The organism is Neorhizobium sp. SHOUNA12A (genome assembly GCF_023006505.1).
Taxonomy (GTDB): Bacteria; Pseudomonadota; Alphaproteobacteria; order Rhizobiales; family Rhizobiaceae; genus Neorhizobium.
The window spans coordinates 1-19,639 of the sequence record NZ_JALBGV010000044.1 but is presented as its reverse complement, the minus strand read 5'-3'; the positions used below and the strand labels follow the sequence as shown (position 1 = coordinate 19,639).

General features: G+C 63.4%; 20 protein-coding genes and 1 pseudogene. 6 read left to right on the top strand and 15 right to left on the bottom strand.

The genetic code is table 11. The annotated features are described in order from the left end of the window. Positions 1 to 313: 313 nt before the first annotated feature. The 11 genes from MOV63_RS19315 to speB all read right to left on the bottom strand — a co-directional run bounded on the left by MOV63_RS19315 (position 314) and on the right by speB (position 10,903). Positions 314 to 814 carry a MarR family winged helix-turn-helix transcriptional regulator gene (locus MOV63_RS19315; protein WP_247035951.1) on the bottom strand — a complete coding sequence of 167 codons (501 nt, stop codon included), beginning with the start codon at positions 812 to 814 and terminating at the stop codon, positions 314 to 316. Further along, the gene (locus MOV63_RS19310; protein WP_247035949.1) at positions 811 to 1,680 is read right to left on the bottom strand and encodes a fumarylacetoacetate hydrolase family protein; all 870 of its coding nucleotides are present in this window, start codon (positions 1,678 to 1,680) and stop codon (positions 811 to 813) included. Before MOV63_RS19310 ends, MOV63_RS19315 begins: the two co-directional genes overlap by 4 nt. 25 nt (positions 1,681 to 1,705) lie before the next feature. After that, positions 1,706 to 2,755, bottom strand: a complete 1,050-nt coding sequence (gene gtdA, locus MOV63_RS19305) for a gentisate 1,2-dioxygenase (protein ID WP_247035947.1) — start codon at positions 2,753 to 2,755, stop codon at positions 1,706 to 1,708. A gap of 121 nt (positions 2,756 to 2,876) precedes the next feature. Continuing rightward, the gene (locus MOV63_RS19300) at positions 2,877 to 3,779 is read right to left on the bottom strand and encodes an IclR family transcriptional regulator (RefSeq protein WP_051900293.1); all 903 of its coding nucleotides are present in this window, start codon (positions 3,777 to 3,779) and stop codon (positions 2,877 to 2,879) included. 59 nt (positions 3,780 to 3,838) lie between these two features. Next, a complete protein-coding gene (locus tag MOV63_RS19295) occupies positions 3,839 to 4,918 on the bottom strand; it encodes an iron-containing alcohol dehydrogenase (RefSeq protein ID WP_247035930.1) in 1,080 nt (359 codons plus the stop codon). Between the two features lie 112 nt (positions 4,919 to 5,030). Then, the gene (locus MOV63_RS19290; protein ID WP_247035929.1) at positions 5,031 to 5,801 is read right to left on the bottom strand and encodes a carbon-nitrogen hydrolase family protein; all 771 of its coding nucleotides are present in this window, start codon (positions 5,799 to 5,801) and stop codon (positions 5,031 to 5,033) included. A gap of 12 nt (positions 5,802 to 5,813) precedes the next feature. Beyond that, the gene (locus MOV63_RS19285; RefSeq protein WP_247035927.1) at positions 5,814 to 6,608 is read right to left on the bottom strand and encodes an ABC transporter permease; all 795 of its coding nucleotides are present in this window, start codon (positions 6,606 to 6,608) and stop codon (positions 5,814 to 5,816) included. Beyond that, on the bottom strand, positions 6,605 to 7,459 hold the full coding sequence (locus MOV63_RS19280; RefSeq protein ID WP_247035925.1) for an ABC transporter permease: 855 nt from the start codon (positions 7,457 to 7,459) through the stop codon (positions 6,605 to 6,607). Before MOV63_RS19280 ends, MOV63_RS19285 begins: the two co-directional genes overlap by 4 nt. After that, positions 7,456 to 8,493 carry an ABC transporter ATP-binding protein gene (locus tag MOV63_RS19275; RefSeq protein ID WP_247035923.1) on the bottom strand — a complete coding sequence of 346 codons (1,038 nt, stop codon included), beginning with the start codon at positions 8,491 to 8,493 and terminating at the stop codon, positions 7,456 to 7,458. Before MOV63_RS19275 ends, MOV63_RS19280 begins: the two co-directional genes overlap by 4 nt. A gap of 188 nt (positions 8,494 to 8,681) precedes the next feature. After that, entirely contained in the window at positions 8,682 to 9,770 is a 1,089-nt protein-coding gene (locus MOV63_RS19270) for a PotD/PotF family extracellular solute-binding protein (protein ID WP_041364026.1), read from the bottom strand. 74 nt (positions 9,771 to 9,844) lie between these two features. After that, complete coding sequence (gene speB / locus MOV63_RS19265; protein WP_247035920.1) at positions 9,845 to 10,903, bottom strand: agmatinase; 1,059 nt, start codon at positions 10,901 to 10,903, stop codon at positions 9,845 to 9,847. Positions 10,904 to 11,085: 182 nt separating this feature from the next. Between speB and MOV63_RS19260 the strand changes: the two genes are divergently transcribed. From MOV63_RS19260 to MOV63_RS19240, 5 genes are all read left to right on the top strand, one after another. After that, positions 11,086 to 12,027 (top strand): LysR substrate-binding domain-containing protein, encoded by a 942-nt coding sequence (locus MOV63_RS19260; RefSeq protein WP_247035918.1) that lies wholly within the window; start codon positions 11,086 to 11,088, stop codon positions 12,025 to 12,027. A 121-nt stretch (positions 12,028 to 12,148) separates the two neighbouring features. Continuing rightward, entirely contained in the window at positions 12,149 to 13,867 is a 1,719-nt protein-coding gene (locus MOV63_RS19255) for an ABC transporter ATP-binding protein (protein ID WP_247035916.1), read from the top strand. 82 nt (positions 13,868 to 13,949) lie between these two features. Further along, on the top strand, positions 13,950 to 14,210 hold the full coding sequence (locus tag MOV63_RS19250) for a type II toxin-antitoxin system prevent-host-death family antitoxin (RefSeq protein ID WP_247035913.1): 261 nt from the start codon (positions 13,950 to 13,952) through the stop codon (positions 14,208 to 14,210). Next, on the top strand, positions 14,207 to 14,644 hold the full coding sequence (locus MOV63_RS19245; RefSeq protein ID WP_247035911.1) for a type II toxin-antitoxin system PemK/MazF family toxin: 438 nt from the start codon (positions 14,207 to 14,209) through the stop codon (positions 14,642 to 14,644). The genes MOV63_RS19250 and MOV63_RS19245 overlap by 4 nt, the downstream gene beginning before the upstream one ends. A gap of 39 nt (positions 14,645 to 14,683) precedes the next feature. Continuing rightward, positions 14,684 to 15,355 carry a DUF2161 domain-containing phosphodiesterase gene (locus MOV63_RS19240; protein WP_247035907.1) on the top strand — a complete coding sequence of 224 codons (672 nt, stop codon included), beginning with the start codon at positions 14,684 to 14,686 and terminating at the stop codon, positions 15,353 to 15,355. Positions 15,356 to 15,421: 66 nt separating this feature from the next. Here MOV63_RS19240 and MOV63_RS19235 read toward each other — a convergent pair whose 3' ends face one another. Together MOV63_RS19235 and MOV63_RS19230 are read right to left on the bottom strand one after the other, a co-directional pair. Further along, on the bottom strand, positions 15,422 to 15,745 hold the full coding sequence (locus MOV63_RS19235) for a hypothetical protein (RefSeq protein ID WP_247035905.1): 324 nt from the start codon (positions 15,743 to 15,745) through the stop codon (positions 15,422 to 15,424). An 88-nt stretch (positions 15,746 to 15,833) separates the two neighbouring features. Beyond that, positions 15,834 to 16,697, bottom strand: coding sequence for a DMT family transporter (locus MOV63_RS19230; RefSeq protein ID WP_247035903.1), 864 nt, complete (start codon positions 16,695 to 16,697; stop codon positions 15,834 to 15,836). Positions 16,698 to 16,912: 215 nt separating this feature from the next. On the opposite strand from MOV63_RS19230, the gene MOV63_RS19225 reads away from it, so the two are divergent. Continuing rightward, complete coding sequence (locus MOV63_RS19225; protein ID WP_247036006.1) at positions 16,913 to 18,265, top strand: PLP-dependent aminotransferase family protein; 1,353 nt, start codon at positions 16,913 to 16,915, stop codon at positions 18,263 to 18,265. A gap of 51 nt (positions 18,266 to 18,316) precedes the next feature. Here MOV63_RS19225 and MOV63_RS19220 read toward each other — a convergent pair whose 3' ends face one another. Together MOV63_RS19220 and MOV63_RS19215 are read right to left on the bottom strand one after the other, a co-directional pair. Further along, positions 18,317 to 19,387, bottom strand: coding sequence for a GH25 family lysozyme (locus MOV63_RS19220; protein ID WP_247035901.1), 1,071 nt, complete (start codon positions 19,385 to 19,387; stop codon positions 18,317 to 18,319). 128 nt (positions 19,388 to 19,515) lie between these two features. Further along, positions 19,516 to 19,639: pseudogene (locus MOV63_RS19215) on the bottom strand (sugar O-acetyltransferase); the annotation flags it as partial.

Here is a 19,639-nt window from a genome sequence, read left to right as displayed (position 1 = left end):
AGCTCCTCCCAGATGTATGGAGCGTATCAGGCTGCCTGTTATATGGCAATTGGGAATTGGAGTTGGGTTATGCGCTGGTTCAAAATCGGTGGCGGCTGCCCAACCACGCCGTCATCCTAGGGCTCGACCCGAGGATTCAGCGCCGCGTCTGCGGCGAAGGGCTCTTTTCACGTGAAGGACTTCGCGTGGATGGATCCTCGGGTCGAGCTCGAGGATGACGACGGAGAGGTTGGATAGCTGCGGAGAGGTTGGGATGGCTCTCCATAAAGGAAAGGAGAACGAGGGCAGCTTAGGGCCGCCGTATCGAGTCCCGCTACTCCGCCTTCTCCTGCCCCTCGATCGCCGCCTCAGCGCCGGCAATCGCCTTGTCGAGCAGTTCCAGAAACGCTTGCCGCTCCTCGACGGACAAAAACCGCAGCAGGTCGGCCTCGTGCTGCGGCAGCGAGGTTTCCACCAGTGCGGCGGCGTCCAGCCCGGCCTTGGTGAGCCGCAGTTCGGAGACGCGGCCGTCATCGGCGGCGCGGTCGCGTTCGACGAGTTTGTATTTGATGAGGGGACTAAGCGTCTGGACCAGCGTCGGCGGTTCGATGCGCAGCCGCCTTGCGAGCGCGATCTGGCTGATGCCGGGATAACGGCGGATCAGGAGCAGCACGCCACCCTGGACCGGCGTGACGGCGAGCGAGCGGGCGCGAAACCAGTTCTGCCAGTGGATGCCGAACAGCGCCTGCAGGCGGCGGATGCGGATGCCGACGACACCGTCGAGAAGGACGGCATGGCCGTCCCTCTCTGCCGGTGCATTCGGTTCCAAACTCATGTCTTGTTCCAGTTGCCGTAGACTTTCACGTCCATCGCGCCGATGCCTTCGAACCTGCCGTGCAGCACGTCGCCGGGAGCGATCGGGGCGACGCCTTCCGGCGTGCCGGTCATGATGATGTCGCCCGGATAAAGCGTGTAGGCCTTGCTGGCGAACTCGATCAGCTTCTGGACATTGAAGATCAGCATGCTGGTGTTCGATTTCTGGCGGCTCTCGCCGCCGATCGTCAGTTCGAAGTCGAGATTGTTCGGGTTCGGGATCTCGTCCGCGGTGACCACATAAGGGCCGAGCACGCTGAACGTGTCGAGCGACTTGCGGTAGCTGCGCTCTTCCGGGCCGCGGATGGTGATGTCGTAACAGATCGCGTAACCGGCAACGTAGTCCAGCGCATCGGCTTCCGACACGCGAAAACCTTTTTTGCCGATGATCACGGCAAGTTCGATCTCGTGGTCGGTGCGCCGGTCCGCCCAGTCGACGACGACGCCTTCCGAGGGGCCGACCAGCGAGCTCACCGCCTTCAGGAACACGCCGGCCTCGGCGATCGGCTTGATCTTCATGCCGTGATGGAGCTGGTCGCTGTCCAGCACTTCGTCGAGATGGAGCCGGTAGTTGACCGGGGCGCCGACGATCTTGCCCGGATTGGCGATCGGGCTGAGAAGCGCGACTTCGGACAGCGGCTTCGAAGCCGCGGTCTTCGCCATCTCCTCCATGACTGGCCGCAGCTCGGCGAAATGGGCCATGAACTGGTCGCCGTGGGGGAAGGGGTAACGGTAGTTCGGCAGGCGATCGAGGACGCTGGTGACATCCTTCACCTGATCGCCGACGACCACGCCGAGACGATTATCGTCGTAGCGGCAAAAACGCATGATTTCTCTCCCTGATGTCGTTCGCTCAGACGCGGGTGCGGTCTTCGCGGAAATAGCCGAGCTTCTCCTGCGCCACGCGGTCGGAGAAGCAGAATACGACGACGTCGTCGTTCGCCTTGAACGAGCGCCACGACCAGCCGGGCACGACGATCACGTCCTTGGGGCCGAAGTCGAAGGTTTTGGCGCCTATCGTGATCGAGCCGGTGCCTTCGGCGATGCACATGACGATGTGGTCCGTGGAGCGGATTTTCGCCGTTTCCATGCCCTTCGGGAAATGGCTGAGCCATGCGGACATGGTCGGCATCGTCCAGCCGCCGTCGATCGGGTTGGCATAGCGCAGCGTCGTGCCGATATGGGCGTCGATTTCTTCGCCACGCGAGGCGCGGTAGAGGGCTTCGCGGCTGCGCTCGTAGGGATAGTTGAAGATCGGCGTCGTCTGGCCGTAGGGGCTGGCGCCGCCGATCGGCAGCATGCCGGAACCGAACCGGGCAAGCGAGTCGCCTTCCGGCCGAAGCAGTTCCTGTTCGGTGTCGTCGGAATCCTCGCGGAACACCGCCTCGAAAAAGGCGATCATCGGCACGTCGAGACCGTCGAGCCAGGCGGCCGGGTCGGAACCGTCATTGCCGTGGTCGTGCCAGGCCCAGACGGGCGTGATGACGAAATCGCCAAACGCCATGCGGGTGCGCTCGCCGCCGACGGTCGTATAGGCGCCCGAACCTTCCAGCATGAAGCGCAGCGCCGACGGCGTGTGGCGGTGAGCCGGCGCCACTTCGCCCGGCATGATGATCTGGATGCCGGCATAAAGCGTCGAGGTGGCCCGCGACTGGGCCGGGAAGGCGGGGTTCTCGAGGATCAGCACCCGGCGCTCCGCCTCTTCGGCGGTCAGCAGATTGCCGGATTCGAGGATCAGCGGGCGGATGTCGTCGTAACGCCAGCGATGCGCCTGCGCCTTCGAAGTCGGCTCGGGCGGCAGCATGCCCTTCATCACTTCCCAAAGGGGCGCCATGTTGTGCGGCTTGAGCCGCGCATAAAATTCTTCCCGTTTCGCAACGGTGGTGGCAGCAATCTCCTGCATGAAATCCTCCTCCTCGGCTCCTCCAGCCAAGATCGTAAGGTATACTAATTAATTTGGGGAGGTCAATCGCATTGGGATTGCCGCTGGCAGTACCTGATCTCCGAATAAGGGGAAGATCCGCTTACCGTCCCGCCGTGCTCTTCGCCCGGGTCGGCTTCGGCGGCGCGGGAGGCTTGACCTTGTCCTCGCCCTTTGCCCCGCGGCCGGGTGCGCCGAGCCGTTCGGAAAGCCGGTGGGCGGCTGCCATCAGGGCGTCGATCGTCGGTTTCTTGCGGGGGCCGGCGAGCTGTTTGTCGGAACCGAGCACGGTCATGGTCGCGACGATCCGGCCGCTATAATCGAAGACCGGCGCAGCGATAGCGGCGAAGCTCGAATTGATGCTGTTGACCGTCATCGCATAACCTTGGTGGCGCACGGTCTCGATGATCTTCTGGATTTCCTTGGTGCTGGTAACGCGCGGCGAGAGCGAGGCCGCGTCATCCGACGAATCCCGCTTGGCCGCGGCAATTTCGTCCTGCCGCACCGCCATGGTCTCGCTCTCGTCGAGATAGGTGAGGAAGACCTGGCCGGTCGCCGAGGTCAGGAGCGGCAGCACGTAGCCGAGGCGCACGGCAAGCGATCCCTGCCGCTCGCCGTCCACCTTGGAAACGATGCCCGGGCCGCGATCGCCCCAGAGCGAAAGATAGGTGGCGAAACCGGCGGTGCGCTGCAGCGCTGCGAGTTCTTCGCGGGCGAATTCCACCACGTCGAGCTGGCGGATGGCCGACAGGCCGAGCTGGATCGCGAAACGGCCGAGCCCGTAATGCCCGGTGACCGGATCCTGGAAGGCGACGCCCTCCTTGACGAAGCTGACGAGGTAGAGATGCGCCTTGCTTGGCGGCATGCCGGCGGCGGCGGCGATATCGCGCAGCGGCAGCGGGCCGTTCGCCGCCTCCATGGCGCGAATAACCTGGAAGCCGACCTCGATCGATTGAATGCGGCGCTGGGTCCATTCCACCGGCGCCTTGGTCTTATCTGACGGCATCCTAAATCCCCTGTGTTCCCAGTTGATTATATTTATATCTGTAGCAGGTCGAGCCCGCTTTAAGCGTAGTTTTCCACAGCCCGGAAGGCGGCGGCCAGATCATTCGCATCGAGCATCCGTTCCTGGTTGACCAGGAACGGGCTTTTTGCGCAGGCTGCGCCAAGATTTTCGATCGCCGTATCGCCGATATCGGGCATGCCGAGGTCGACAAGCCGGCGCGGCATGCCGATCTCGTCATAGAAGCCGAACAGCGTCGTCAGTTCGTCCTCGGGGCGGCCTTCCGCCATTGCCTGCACCAGCGTGCCGTAGGCTGCATGTTCGCCATGCAGCGACTGTTTTCGCACCGGCTCGATCGCCCCGAGTTCGGTCGCGACCGCATGGGCAATGGAGAGACCGGTATTTTCGAAGGCGACGGCGCTGAGCCAGAGGATCGCCTCGATGACCGCTTCGAGATCCGGCGTCACCTCTCCGGTGCCGGCCACCCGCATGGCACCCGGCCCGTGTTCGAGCAGCATCCGGTAACAGATATCGCCGAGCATCACGCCGGTCTTCAAAGGCCGCGTTCCCTGCTTGGAAAGGCCGGTGCCCTTCCAGGCGCCTTCCGTCTCGAACTTTGCGGTCAGCGCATCGCCGATGCCGCCGAGCAGCAGCCGGGCAGGGGCCTTGGCGATGATCGCCGTATCGACGATCACGACGGCCGGGTTCTGGTCCATCTGTTCGACGGCAATCATCCGGTGGTGGTCGTCATAGATGACGATGCCGCGGGTCGAGGGCGCATCGGTGGACGCGACCGTCGGTACGCTGACGAAGGGCAGGCCGGTGCGGCGAGAAACACCCTTGGCGACGTCGAGCGTGCGCCCGCCGCCGATGCCGACAACCACTTCGCCGCCCCTAGCGCGCACCATTTCGGCCAGGCGGTCCATTTCCCTGTGGGTGACGTCCGCGTCGAAGGGGATCACGGTTGGCGTGATGTCCTGCCGGTTCAGGGTCTCGGTGAGATCCGCCTCGATATGCGGAAGCACCACGGCGTCGCAGATCGCCACGACCGACCGGCCGAGCGTCGCGGCCTTTTCGCCGAGCTGACTCAGGGCTCCCGGGCCTTGAATATAAAAGGCCGGCGCCCGGAATATGCGTGTCATGCCTCCCCCCGGAATGCTGTAACGCTGAATGCTATACAACATTATCAAAGGAGATGGGAGCTTGTCTAAGGTCGTATTGACCTGGGGTCGAGTACTCCGGTCGGCTTGGAGTTCACACGAGATCGGCGAGGTAGGTGTTTTCCGCCCGCGACCGGGTGTAGGCCGCCGGATCGACCTCGGCGATGATCAGGGCTTCGCCCTCGGCGGGCGCCTCGGCAATCAGCTTGCCGTCCGGTGCCGCGATCCGCGAAAGGCCGGCATAGGCGAACAAGTCGTCCGAACCACTGTGGTTGATATAGGCGACAAAAACCTGGTTCTCGAAGGCGCGGACCTGGATCATGTGTTCGGCGATGAACTGACCGGACCAGCCGGTCGGCAGCGCCGTCGGCACCACGACGAGATCGGCGCCGCCTTTCGCGAGCTGCCGGACGTTTTCCGGAAACTCGACATCGTAGCAGATCAGGAACCCCAGCCTGATACCGCCGAGCGTAACCAGAACCTGGCGGCGGTCCTCCTGGGCGAACCATTTGCGCTCATAGAGGCCGTAGAGATTGCATTTGCGATAGACCGCCGTCTGGCCCTTGCCGTCGGTGAAGAAGGCGCTGTTGAAGGTGTTTTCGAAGGTCTTTTCGGCAAAACCCGCGACGATCGCCAGCCCGTGTTTCGAGGCGATCTCCGACAGCCGGCCGGTCACCGGGCCATGGGCGGGCGTGGCGAGATCGGGAAATTTCTCCCCCGCGCCATAACCGGTCAGCGCCAGCTCCGGCGCGATCAGCAGCGCGGCGCCCTTTGCGGCCGCCTCTTCGGCCGCCGCCTCGATCTTGGCGAGGTTCGCCTCGACGTCACCGACGACGGGCTGCATCTGGAAGCCGGCGATCTTCATGGGCTTGTTCCTTTAGCGCTCGTCCGACATGGCGCCGAGCAGTTTGGGCAGGTCGCCGAAGCGCGCCACCAGACCGAAGACGACTGCGGCGATGACCAGGAACAGCACCGTCACGGCGGCCATGGTCGGCGTATAGCCGTAGCGCAGCGCATTGAAGATCTTGATCGGCAGGGTTTCCATGGTGAAACCGACGGTCATGTAGGCGACGATATATTCGTTCAGCGACAGAACGAAGGCGAAGGCGTAACCGGAGACGAGATAGGGCAGGATCAGCGGCAGCACTACGGTGCGAAAGATCTTGCCGTCGTCGGCGCCCATGGTGGCGGCCGCTTCCACCAGCGAACGATCGATCGCCGAAAAACCGAGCGACAAGGTCACCAGCGGCAGGGTGACGAAAAAGATGCCGTGGCTGATCACCGCCGTCCAGGCCTGGCCGTAGAAGCCGGTGGTCGCCCAGAAGGTGAGGAGCCCGAGCGCGGTGATGACCGGCGGCAGGGTGAAGGGTGCCACGCCGAGAAGCTGGAAGATGTTGGCCCAGGGGGCGATCCGCCGCCACAGGAACCAGGCGAGCGGCAGGGCGATCAGCAGGGCCAGAAGCGCGGAGGAGGCAGCCAGGGTCAGTGAGGCGACCAGCGCATTACGCCATTCGGGATTGGTGAAGATCTGGCCGTACCAGGAGAGCGAAAAGCCCTGTGGCGGAAAGGCCAGTGTCTGGCGGGCATTGATCGAGACGCCTGCGACGACGATCAGCGGCAGGGCCAGGAACAGGCCGACGACGAAGAAGAACAGGCGGCGGAGAGCTGTCATTTCGCTTGCCTCTGCTGTCCGGCGTAAAGGGCCAGGCCAACCAGCGCCAGCGACACGAGCACGAGGAAAACGGCCATGGCGGCGGCAAACGGCATGTTCGACTGGTAGATCGCCTGATCGGTGATCAGCACCGACAGCGTCCAGTGCTGCGGCCTTCCGAGCAGCTGCGGCAGCAGGTACGAACCGAGCGCGAAGATGAAGACCATGATCAGCGTCGCCAGAATGGTGTTGCGCAGCGCCGGCACCACGACGGTGAAGAAGGCCTTGACCGGTGAGGCGCCGAGCGTGCGCGCGGCTTCGGTCAGTGTCGGGTCGAGGCGGACCAGCGCCGGATAGAGGACCAGGACCGTATAGGGGAAGGCTTGATAGGTCATGGCGGTCATGACGGCGCCGAAACTCGGGGTCAGCGCCTGCGGTTGCGCCATCAACCCCAGCCAGACGAACAGGTTGGTGACGCCGGCGGTGCGCGAAAACAGCGTCGACCAGGCAAAGCCGATCATCACTTCGGAGAGCGACAGGATGGACAAGAGCGCCACCAGCCAGACAACCTGGATTTTTCGCGCCGACCGGGAGAGCAGATAGGTGAAGGGAATGCCGATCACCACGCAGGTTATCGCCACCGCGACGGCGAGAAACAGCGAGAAACCCAGAACCTTGCCGAAGAACATGCTGAGGAAACGGGCGTAGTTGTCGAACACGAAGGCGGGCGTATAGAACCCGCCCTGTTCGCGCTGGAAAAAGGACACGGCGATCATCGTGGCGAACGGCACCACGAAGAACACGGTCAGCATGCCCGCCGGGAAAAAGAGCGGCCCGTAATCGGCAAGACGCTGGGGCGGTTCGCGTCTCATCTGGCAAGCACCACGCTGGTGGCCGGATCGAGCCTGATGCCGACGCTCTGCCCGACCGAGACGTCCGGCCGGTTGCGCGGCGAAGACACCGCGATCACCTGGGTGCTGCCCGCCTCCACGAAGGTTTCGATGGCGCCGCCGAGATCGCGGATGAAGGTGACGGTGCCGGCAATCGCGCCGTGGCCGGGGGCGGTGAGCTGCACGTCTTCCGGCCGCACCGACAGCATGCCTTTTGCCGCGCCGGCGGGGAGCGTGATGCCCTCGATCACTTCGCCGAGCACGCTGGCGCGGCCTGTACTGTCGGCGGCGACGGGCAGGAGGTTGGTCTGGCCGATGAAGTCGGCGACGAAACTGTCGGCCGGGCGGCGGTAGATATCGACCGGAGCGGCCGCCTGGCGAATCTCGCCGCCGTTCATGACGACGACGGTATCGGCCATGGTCATCGCCTCGCGCTGGTCATGGGTGACGACGATGGTGGTGATGCCTAGGCGCTGCTGCAGCTGGCGCAGTTCCACCTGCATCGCCTCTCGCAGTTTTGCGTCGAGCGCCGACAGCGGCTCATCGAGCAGGAAAAGCTTTGGCGAGATGGCGAGCGCTCTGGCGATCGCCACGCGCTGCCTTTGGCCGCCGGAGAGTTTTGCCACGGAACGGTCGGCGAAGCCCGGCAGATGGATCATCGCGAGCAGTTCGTCGACGCGTTTCTTCTGCACGTCCTTGGGCGTGCCGCGGATGCGTAGAGAATAGGCGATGTTCTCGCCGACCGTCAGGTGCGGGAAAAGCGCCAGCGACTGGAAGACCATGCCGAGGTCGCGCTTGTGGGTCGGCACGGCGGTGATATCGGCGCCGCCGAGCTCGATCGAGCCATTGGTCGGAAGATCCAGGCCGGCGATCATCCGCATCAGCGTGGTCTTGCCGCAGCCGGACGGCCCGAGCAGGCAGACGAACGTGCCGTCCGGAACCGAAAGGCTCACGTCGTTGACGGCCGTGAAGTTGCCGAACTGCTTCGTCACATGGCTGAGGTTCAATCCGGACATTCGGTCTCCGTGTGTCTTAACGGGCTAGTGCCCTCATCCGGCTGCCGCCACCTTCTCCCCGCTCGCGGGGAGAAGGAATATGCCGCACCGTCTCGGCTATCGCAAACTTGGGCGTTGGGCACGTCCCCTCTCCCCGCAAGCGGGGAGAGGGCTAGGGTGAGGGGCTGCCTTGGAACGCGAGGCTGTGATCACCCTGCGATCATCTCCGTCCACTTCTGGTTCAGGAAGTCAGACTTGGTCTGGTAGAGATCGTAACGCGGGATGATCGGCTCGATATCGGAGGAAACCGAGGCGAATTCGGCGGCGGTCAGGTCGAGCAGGTCGCGCTTGACGGTCGGCGAGGTGCCGACTTTGCGCGACAGGGTCGCCTGGATGGCCGGCTGGCACATGTAGTTGATGAACGTGTGGGCTTCCTCGGTCTTCTTCGAGGCACGCGACAGCGCCCAGCAGCCACTGTCCTGGATGCCGCCTTCCTTGGGGAAGGTCGAGCGGACCGGGCTGCCTTGCGAGGCGGCAAGACCGGTGACGTCGTGGTAATACTGGCCCATCGGGATTTCGCCCGACTTCAGCGCCTGTTCGAACTGCGCCTCGTCGCGATACCAGAGGCGGACGTTCGGCTTCACTTCCGAGAGCTTTTCGAGCGCCTTGAGGATGCCTTCGTCGGTATCGAGCGCCTTGGTGCCGCCCATGAAGGTTTTTGCGGTCACTTCAAGCAGGAAGGAGTTGGAGACGAGTGCCAGGAGGCCGAGCTTGTCGGCATTCGCCTTGTCCCACAGGGCAGCCCAGGAAGTCGGGGCTTCCTTGTAGGCCTGCGTATTGGTCACCAGCGTGATGTACCAGGAGACGGCGCCGATGCCGGCGATCTTGCCGTCCGGATATTTGTTGACGAAGTTCTCAATGAGGTTCTTGGAGTTCGGCAGCTTGGCGGCGTCGAGCGGCGCCCAGAGTTTGGTCGTCTGGCCCTTCAGCATCGCCACCTGCGACATCATCGAGACGTCGGCCGGAGCCGCACCCGCCTTGGCGGCCTGTTCGAGCTGAACCAGCCAGGCTTCGCCTGTCGGCTCGGCGACGGATTCGATCGCGATGCCGGTCGCCTTGGTGAAGTCGGGGAAGATGTTCTTGTCGAACGAATCCTTGAAGAAGCCGCCATAGACGCCGACCTTCAGCGACTTGTCCTGGGCGCGCAGCACCGAGGGCATGGCCAGCATGGAGGCGCCGGCGAGACCGGCACCGAGCACGCTACGGCGTCCGAGTTTGGCGTTCAGAATGTCACGCATGATGTTCTCCTTTGTTTTTTAGGCCTGCCGGTGCTTTGCCGGCTGGCGAGTTCCCTTGTTGTCAGCAGTTTATGTCAGGCGCGGCCCTTCACGGAAGGGCTGAAGACCATCAGGCTCAGGATTTCGAACAATATCTGAGCGCCCGCATGGGCGGTGTTGTTGGTCGCGTCATATTGCGGTGCCACCTCGACCACATCGCCGCCGACGATGTTGATGCCCTTGAGGCCGCGGACGAGTTCCAGCACCTCACGGGTGGTGAGCCCGCCGATCTCCGGCGTGCCGGTGCCGGGCGCAAAGCTCGGGTCGAGGCTGTCGATATCGAAGGAGACATAGGTCGGGCCATCGCCGACGATTGTCTTGGCCTTTTCGATGATCGCCGGCAGCCCCATGCCGGTCACTTCCTCCGCGTGGATCACCGTCATGCCGGATTCGTAGGAGAACTCCCAGAGATATTCGGCCGCACCCCGGATGCCGATCTGGATCGTTCGGGTCGGATCAAGCACGCCGTCGAGCACCGCGTTGCGGAACGGGCCGCCGTGGTGGAACTTGGTCTCGTCGAAAAAGCCGCTCGTATCGCAATGGGCATCGATATGGATCATGCCGACCGGCGCGTTTTTGCCGACCGCCTTCAGGATCGGATGGGTGATCGAATGATCGCCGCCGACCGAGAGCGGCAGCACGCCGGCATCGACGATCTGGCCCACGCGCTTCTCGATATCGTCATGGCTCATTTCCAGCCGATAGCGGCTGCGGAAGGCCACGTCGCCGATATCGGCGACGTTCAGTTCATAGATCGGCGCGCATTCCAGCACGTGGTTATAGGGTCCGACGCGCTCGATCGTGCGCAATGCCCGAGGCCCGAAACGCGAGCCCGGCCGGTTGGTGACGCCAAGATCCATCGGCATGCCGAGCATCGCCACCTGCAGGTCGCCGAAATCGGGGTTCTCCGCATCGAGCGGCCTGTAGGGCGCATCGAGAAGCGTGGGAATGCCCGCATAGGGCGCGACGCGGGTGCCGGCCTTGTCGAAGATCTTCTCTCCGACTTTTTTGAATTTCGGGTCAAAAATCTCGCCACCTCGGCTGTCGAGATATTTTGCGCGCAATTCGTCGAGCTTCTTCGCGTCGAATGTCATGATCGCCTCGCCTGTCTGCCAGCCGCTTGTGAGCAGCCTAATTTTTGTTCCACTGGGCTTACCGCCCTTGTTTTCATCATTATCCGTCAGGTGCGGGTGGAAAAGCAATTGAGATTGTTCTAGCAGTAGCTGTGAGAAAAACTAACACTTAAGATCAATTCGAGGATCAGTCCGGGATCAAGATGAGCAACCGCCTGCCGCCCCTCAATCCGCTGCGCGCCTTCGAGGCCACGGCCCGCCGCGGCTCGGTTTCTGCAGCGGCCCGCGAGCTCAACGTCACCCACGGCGCGGTCAGCCATCAGATCAAGGCGCTGGAAAGCTCGCTGCAGGTCTCGCTGTTCGAACGCGGCGCCAAGCGCCTGAAGCTCACCTCGGAGGGTGCGCTGCTGCTGCCCGCCGTCAGCCAGGCGTTCGGCGAGATCGCCGCCGCCACCGCGCTGATGAAGCGGCCGGCGACATCAGGCGAGCTGTCGATCACCTGCGTGCCGGCGCTGCTGTCCTTCTGGATCGTCCCGCGCCTCAATTCCTTCACCGAGCAGTTTCCGGGCGTCAGGCTGAAGCTTGCCGCCTCCAACGATCCGGCGGTGCTGCATTCCTCGGATGTCGACGTCGCCGTCCTTTACGGCGACGGCAACTGGCCGGATGCCTGGACCCGGCTGTGGAGCAACCTGCAGCTCTTTCCGGTTGCGAGCCCGACCCTGCTCAACAGTCGGCCGCTGCGTTCGATGCGCGATCTGGAAGACCACGTCCTACTGCATGGCGATGCGGACGGGCGTGAGTGGAACACCTGGCTTTCCGCTGCCGACGCCGTCGACCTGCCGCGCCGGCAGCAGTATTTCATGGGCGACGCCCGGTTTTCGACGGAAGCGGCGCTGCACGGCCAGGGGATCGCGCTCGGCGACACGATCACCGCCAGCAAGCTGATCGCCCGCGGCGAACTGGTCGTGCCTTTCGACCTCAGCGTTCCGGCCAACGACGCCTTTTACGTCGCCTGCCGGCCGGCCATGCGTTCGGCACCGATCGTGCGGGTCTTCATCGACTGGCTGTTCGCTTCACTGGAGGCAGATCAGCTCGCCGAACCGCATACCTCGGCCCGCACGTTGTTGCGCAGCCGCCGCGCCTGATATCTATCCCGCATCCATTGTCCGGGCGATCAGGAGAGCGGAGGTTTACCTTGCCGGCAAACCCGGCTAAGCGGGTCTAAAACTTGCCCCTGTTGCTCATCTATCGATTTCAGAGTGTCCGATGTTCCGCCGTTTTTTCTCATATTACCGGCCCTATCGCGGCCTTTTCATCCTCGATTTCGGCTGCGCGATCATCTCCGGCGTGCTGGAACTGGGTTTTCCGATGGCGGTGAAGCTGTTCGTCGACCGGCTTCTGCTAAGCCAGGAATGGCTGCTGATCCTGCTCGCCTCGGCGGCGCTGCTGGTGATCTATGCGATCAATACCGGCCTGATGGCGATCGTTACCTATTGGGGCCACATGCTCGGCATCAATATCGAGACGGACATGCGCCGCGCCGCCTTCAACCACCTGCAGAAACTCTCGTTCAGCTATTTCGACAACCAGAAGACGGGCCATATCGTCGGGCGCCTCACCAAGGACCTCGAAGAGATCGGCGAGGTCGCCCATCACGGGCCGGAAGACCTGTTCATCGCCATCATGACCTTTGCCGGCGCTCTCGCGCTGATGTTCTCGGTCAACCCGCAGCTGGCGATGATCACCGCCGTCGTGGTGCCGCTGACCGCCTGGGTCACCAGCCATTTCGGCGGCCGCATGACCCATAATTTTCGTAGGCTGTTTCAGCGCGTGGGTGATTTCAATGCTCGCATCGAGGAGAATGTCGGCGGCATCCGCGTGGTCCAGGCCTTCGCCAACGAGCAACACGAACGGAAACTGTTCGAACAGGACAATCAGAACTATCGGCGCGTCAAGCTCGATGCCTATAAGCTGATGGCGGCGAGCAGCTCGCTCAGCTACATGAGCATGCGGCTGACCCAGATGGTGGTGATGATCGCCGGCGCCTATTTCGTGCTGTCGGGCGAACTGACCGCCGGCGGCTTCATCGGTTTCCTGCTGCTGGTCGGCGTGTTCTTCCGGCCGGTCGAGAAGATCAATTCGGTGATCGAGACCTATCCGAAGGGCATTGCCGGTTTCCGCCGCTTCACCGAACTGATCGATACCGAACCGGATATCGCCGATGCGCCCGACGCGGTCGACGTCGATTACCTGAAGGGCGAGATCGCCTATCAGAACGTCTCTTTCGGTTACAGCCCGGACAAGCCGGTGCTCGAAAACGTCAACCTGGCGATCCGCGCGGGCGAAACGATCGCCTTTGTGGGGCCATCGGGTGCGGGCAAGACGACGATCTGCTCGCTGCTGCCGCGATTCTACGAGATCGGCGGCGGCAGCATCACCATCGACGGCATGGACATCCGCAGGATGACGAAAGTATCGTTGCGCCAGCAGATCGGCATCGTCCAACAGGACGTCTTTCTGTTCGGCGGGACGATCCGCGAGAACATTGCCTATGGCCGCCTCGGCGCCAGCGAAACGGATATTATCGAGGCGGCGCGGCAGGCGCGGCTGGAAGAAATGCTCGCCGGTCTGCCGCAGGGGCTCGACACGGTGATCGGCGAGCGCGGCGTGAAACTCTCGGGCGGCCAGAAGCAGCGCGTCGCGATCGCCCGCATGTTCCTCAAAAACCCGCCGATCCTGATCCTCGACGAGGCGACCTCGGCGCTCGATACCGAGACGGAACGCGCCATCCAGCGTTCCCTTGCGGAGCTCTCGCAAGGCCGCACGACGCTGATCATCGCCCACCGCCTCGCCACGATCCAGGGCGCCGACCGCATCGTCGTCATCGATGGCAACGGCATCCTCGAACAGGGCACCCACCAGGACTTGATCGCCAAAAGCGGCGCTTATACCCGGCTGCATGCGGCGCAGGTGGGGATGATGTAACGCGCAGGACTGATAGTCGGTCCTTTCAACCGCATTGCAGGAATATCCGTTTTATCTATAATGGATAAAACGGAGCCATAAAATGAAAGTTACGTCCACCGAATTTCAGCAAAATGTCGGCCGCTATCAGGATGCGGCCCAGCGCTCGCCCGTTGCTATAACCAAGAACGGCCGGACCCATACGGTCCTGGTATCCGCAGAATTCTTCGATCTGGCGATCAAGGGCCGCATTGCTCGCAATGTGGAAGATCTGGATGAAGATACGCTGAAGGCCATCGCAAACAGCAGCGTGTCCGTCGACCATGCAGACCTCGATGATCTGCTGAAAGACTGGAAAGCGTGAGCCTTCCTGTCCCGCGACCAGGCCTCGTTATTTGTTACTCTTATCTTTGGGCAGTTGAAAGTCGACGCGGACTTGAGGAGGGCGCCAAGAACCGGCCCTGTGCCATCGTCGCGGCGCGCCAAGTCATCGAAGGTCGGGAAGTGGTGACGGTAGTACCGGTCACTCACGCTCCTCCGCACGATCCGGCCGATGCAGTCGAAATCCCGGTGGCACTCAAGGCGCATCTGGGGTTGGACGATATCCCATCTTGGATCGTGGTGACGGAAGCGAACGATTTTATCTGGCCAGGCCCGGACTTGAGGCCGGTGCCCGGTTCAAAACCTGCTCGCTACGAATTCGGAATTTTGCCACCGCGCTTCTTTGCACATCTCCGCGACAAGATTCTGGAAGCTCACCGGCGCCGTCGTTTCGGCCAGGTTGGGCGCACTGAGTAGTGCTATCGTATACAGACTGATTCACCGCCGCCGGACCGCATGGAAACTTCGCTTTATCTCCCCGTCAAAACCTTTCTCGAAAGCTTCGGATACGAGGTGAAGGGGGAAGTGGGCGGCTGCGATCTGGTGGGGTTGAGCGAGGCGGATCCGCCGGTTGTGGTGATCTGCGAGCTGAAGCTCACCTTCAATCTCGAACTGATCCTGCAGGCGGTCGACCGGGCAGGTGTTTCGGACGAGGTCTGGATCGCTGCGCGGATTTCCGCCAAGGGCCGGGGCCGGGAGGCGGACAAGCGGTATCGCGATCTCTGCCGCCGGCTGGGCATCGGCATGCTTGGTGTCTCCGATCAGGGCGAGGTCAGCGTACTGGTCAGTTCGGTGTCGCCGATGCCGCGCACCAATCCGAAACGGCGCACGCGGCTCGTCAAGGAACATCGCAAGCGCCGCGGCGATCCGGCCGTCGGCGGCAGCACGAAGGTACCGGTGATGACCGCCTATCGCCAGCAGGCGCTCGCCTGTGCTTCGGCGCTGAGCGGTGGCCCGCTTCGGCCGCGCGACCTGAAGCAAGCGGCATCCACTGCCGGCGCGATCCTGCGCGCCAATTATTATGGCTGGTTCGAACGGATCGACAAGGGCGTCTACGGACTGACGGAGGTCGGGCGGCAGGCGCTGCAGCGGTGGCCGCAGGCGGTGCCTGGCGACGTCGAATTTTAATTGCACCAACGGAAAAGCCGCCCGCTTCGAACGCGGGCGGCTTTGATAATCTCTCGTGCGGGAGGCTTAAGGCCGTGTGCCGGTGCCGCCCGTTGCGCCGCCAGCCGGCGGAGTTGCCGGAGTGGCATTGTTAGCCGGCGGGGCTGCCGGGGTCATCGGAGCCGGTGCGGGAGACGACTTGGAGTTGTCGGTTACCGGCGGGTTGGTCGAAGACGTGGTCTGCTGGTCGGTCGAGGAGCCGCCCATCTGCGACCATACGAATGCGCCGACCAGAATGACGGCGATCACCGCCACCCACGGTACCCACGAAGAACTGCTGCTCCGAACTTCAGTGGTCCGGAGGTCCGGATCACGGGTCTCGAACTTTCTGTCATTGGGATCATAAGTCATGCTTGCTTCCTCCTTCTGCAGCCGGATAATGCCTCGATACGCCTTTGGTTCCCGATTTCGTGAACCGGGAAATCCAGGCTGTGCCGAATTAACGCGCAAATCTCTTGGCGCCCGCCACGCAGGCAACCACCGCAAGCGTCGCTGCGAACATGCCGAGATTGACCTTTTCGCCGAGGAGGGCGGCGGCCAGGACCAGGCCGAAAAAGGGTTGCAGAAGCTGCAGCTGGCTCACTCCGGTAATGCCGCCGAGCGCCAGGCCGCGATACCAGAAGATGAAGCCGATCAGCATGCTGAACAGCGACACATAGGCAAGACCGAACCAGGACGTGCTCTCGAGATCGGGCAAGGAGACCGGCATGACGGCAATCGACAGGGCCAGCATCACAGGCAGGGAAAGCGCCAGCGCCCAGGAGATGACCTGCCAGCCGCCGAGCTTGCGCGACAGGCTGGCGCCTTCCGCATAACCGAGCCCGCAGGCGAGGATCGCTCCGAGCATCAGGAGATCGCCGACCGACGAGGCGGCTTCTTCCTGAAACAGCGCAAAACCGGCGACGATGGCGCTGCCGAGGCAGGAGAACAGCCAGAAGACGGCCTTCGGGCGCTCGCCGCCCCGGAGCACCCCGAAGATCGCCGTCGACAGCGGCAGCAGGCCGACGAACACGATGGAATGGGCCGAGGTGATGTGCTTCAGCGCCAGCGCCGTCAACAGCGGAAAGCCGATGACGACGCCGAGCGAGACGATGGCGAGCGGCAGGAGATCGGAGCGTGCCGGGCGTCTTTCGCGAAAGGCCAGCAGCAGGCATATGGCGAGCAGCCCGGCGATCGTGGCGCGGGCCACGGTCAGGAACAGCGGATCGAAATCCGCAACGGCAATGCGGGTCGCGGGAAGCGACCCGCTGAAGATCAGAACGCCAACAAAACCGCTGATCCAGCCGCTTGTCGTGTTGCTCATCGAAAGTCTCCTGTATTGGCGAAGCATCGCCCTTGAACGTCTCCCTTGGACGTTCCTCGCAGACATTCCTTGGGTATTTTCCCGCTATCGGCCGGAAGCCATGGCGGCGCCAGAGACAATGCGATACAATTTCCAGAAACTGTTATGGTTTGCGGAGCAGTACGGTGGATGCAAGGGCGGATCAGAAGGGCGGTGGCCAGCGTATCGGCGCCGTCATGGCGGAGATCCGCAGTCGCATCGCCGGGCGCGGACTGGTGCCCGGCGCGCGGCTTCCCTCGGTGCGGGCTTTCGCCAAGGCGATGCATGTCTCCGCCTCGACGGTGGTGGAGGCCTATGAGCGGCTGGCCGCCGAGGGGCTGATCCGCTCGCGACCCGGATCGGGTTTCTACGTGTCGACCCCGCTGGCGCCGCTGTCGCTGTCCGAGATCGGCCCGAAGCTCGACAGGGCTGTCGATCCGTTCTGGGTGTCACGCCAGGCGCTGGAGGAGGGTGACCTGCTGAAGCCCGGCTGTGGCTGGCTGCCGTCCTCCTGGATGCCGGAGGCGGCGATCCGGAGGGCTTTGCGCAGCCTGTCGCGCAGCGAGGACCGGGTCCTGTCCGACTACGGCACGCCGCTCGGCTCGCCGCAATTGCGGCAGCTCCTCTCCCGGCGAATGGGCGAACACGGCATACCGGCCGCTCCGGACCAGATCATCCTCACTGAATCCGGCACCCAGGCGATCGACCTTCTCTGCCGTTTCCTGATCGAGCCGGGCGATGCGGTTCTGGTCGACGATCCCTGTTATTTCAATTTCCATGCCCTGCTGCGTGCGCATCGCGCAAAGGTCGTCGGCGTGCCGATGACGCCGGCCGGGCCGGATGTCGAGGCTTTCGGAAACGCGATCGAGGCGCACAAGCCGCGGCTCTACATCACCAATTCGGCAATCCACAATCCGACCGGCGCCACGCTTTCGCCGGTCGTGGCGCACCGGCTGCTGAAACTCGCCGACCGCGCCGGCCTGACGATCATCGAGGATGATATCTTCGCCGACCTGGAACACGATCCGGCGCCGCGACTTGCCGCCTTCGATGGCCTTGACCGCGTGGTGCATATCGGCAGCTTTTCGAAGACCCTGTCGGCTTCGGTCCGCTGCGGCTTTATCGCCGCCAGGCCGGAATGGATCGAAGGTCTGGTCGACCTGAAGATCGCCACCAGCTTCGCGGCGGGCCGGTTGTCCTCGGAGCTCGTCTTGCTGCTGCTGACCGACGGCAGCTACCGGAAACATCTGGAAGAACTGCGCGTCCGGCTGTCGCGGGCAATGGACGCGACGACGGGCCGGCTCGCAACGCTCGGCATCACCCCCTGGCTTCAGCCGCGCGCAGGCCTGTTTCTCTGGTGCCGGCTTCCGAACGGGATAGAGGCGGCGGATGTGGCGCGCGCCTGCCTTGCCGACAATATCGTGCTCGCTCCCGGCAACGCGTTCAGCCTCTCCCAGAATGCCGGAAGTTTCCTGCGCTTCAACGTGGCGCAGTCGGAGGACGCGAGGATATTCCGGAGCCTCGAACGGGCGCTCGGCCGTTGTGGTTAACAATGAGTTGACAGCTGTCAACCGGGCTCAGGGGGTCGCCTGCCGTCGTGCTCAGTTCTGCGCCAGCGTCGTGCGCGGCCCGATCCAGCTGTGCCACTGCTCTTCCGAGCCATGGAAGACGTTGAGGTCGATCTTGCCGGCGACGCCGTGCGACAGGCCGGAGCCGGAATATTGCCAGAACAGCCATTTGCGGCCCGGATAGACCTTGGAGGGATGCTGCGCAACGGCACGCAGCCAGAAGGGATAGTTGAGAAGCTCGCCCGACAGGTTGTCCTCGTAGAAATCCGGCGCCGTGTAGATGATCGGCCGCTGGCCGTAATAGCGCTCCAGCTTGTCCATGAAGACCTGCATCTTGTCGAGCACCCGGGCGCGCGAAAGTTTTGCCCTGCAGTTCGACTCGCCGTTCCATTCGACGTCGATGACCGGCGGCAGTGCGTCCGGATCGCGCGGCACGTTTCGAATGAACCAGTCGGCCTGTTCGCCGGCGGTGCGGCACCAGTAGAAGAAGTGGTAGGCGCCGCGCTTGATGCCGGCTTCCTTGGCCCGGCGCCAATTGGTCTTGAACATCGGATCGAGATGGTCGCCGCCGTCGGTCGCCTTGATATAGGCGAAGTTGGCCCCTTGCGTCCTCAGCTTCGCCCAGTCGATATCACCCTGCCAGCGCGACACGTCGACGCCGTGGACGGCATAACTTCTCGGCGAGATCCTGCCGAAGTTGATCGGCTTGGCATCGCGGAACTGGCGGCTGTAGATCTGCATTCGCCCGCGGCGGGGGGCGGGTTCCGCCTCCGGACTGTCGGGCATCAGCATGGCGACCGGTCGCTCGGCGGGAAGCGGCATGCCGACCGTCGTTTCCCGCACGAAGGCTTGCGGCTCCGGCATCGGACCGGTCCAGGCGATATCCTGCTGTGGCGGTGCCTGCCGCTGGGGTGTTTGCGGTGGGCTGATCCGGGAGGTCTTGCCTACACCGACCGATGGAACGGGGGCGGCGGGCAGGTCGACGGAGCCCGTCTTCTCCTGCGTCGCGACGCCGGCCACCAGCTCTTCCGGGCCGGATGTCGAGGCGCAGCCCACCAAGGCGAAGCAGGTGACGAGGAGTGCTGGCACAGCCGATAAACGCATTTGATAACCCGTACGCAAAACAACGAAGACGGCCGCCCCTTGCCGTCGAGAACCCCTGACAGGAATTGCTAACGGAAAATTACCAAAAAATGCTGAATCCAATCTTTACGCGCGGCGATGTTCTGAAATCAGACGCGCGGCGTGATCAGCCGGGCTGGATTTCCCGCAACCGTGGCGCCGGGCGGCACGTCCCGCGTCACCACCGAGCCGGCGCCGACGATCGCCCCATCGCCGATCGTGATGCCGCCGAGG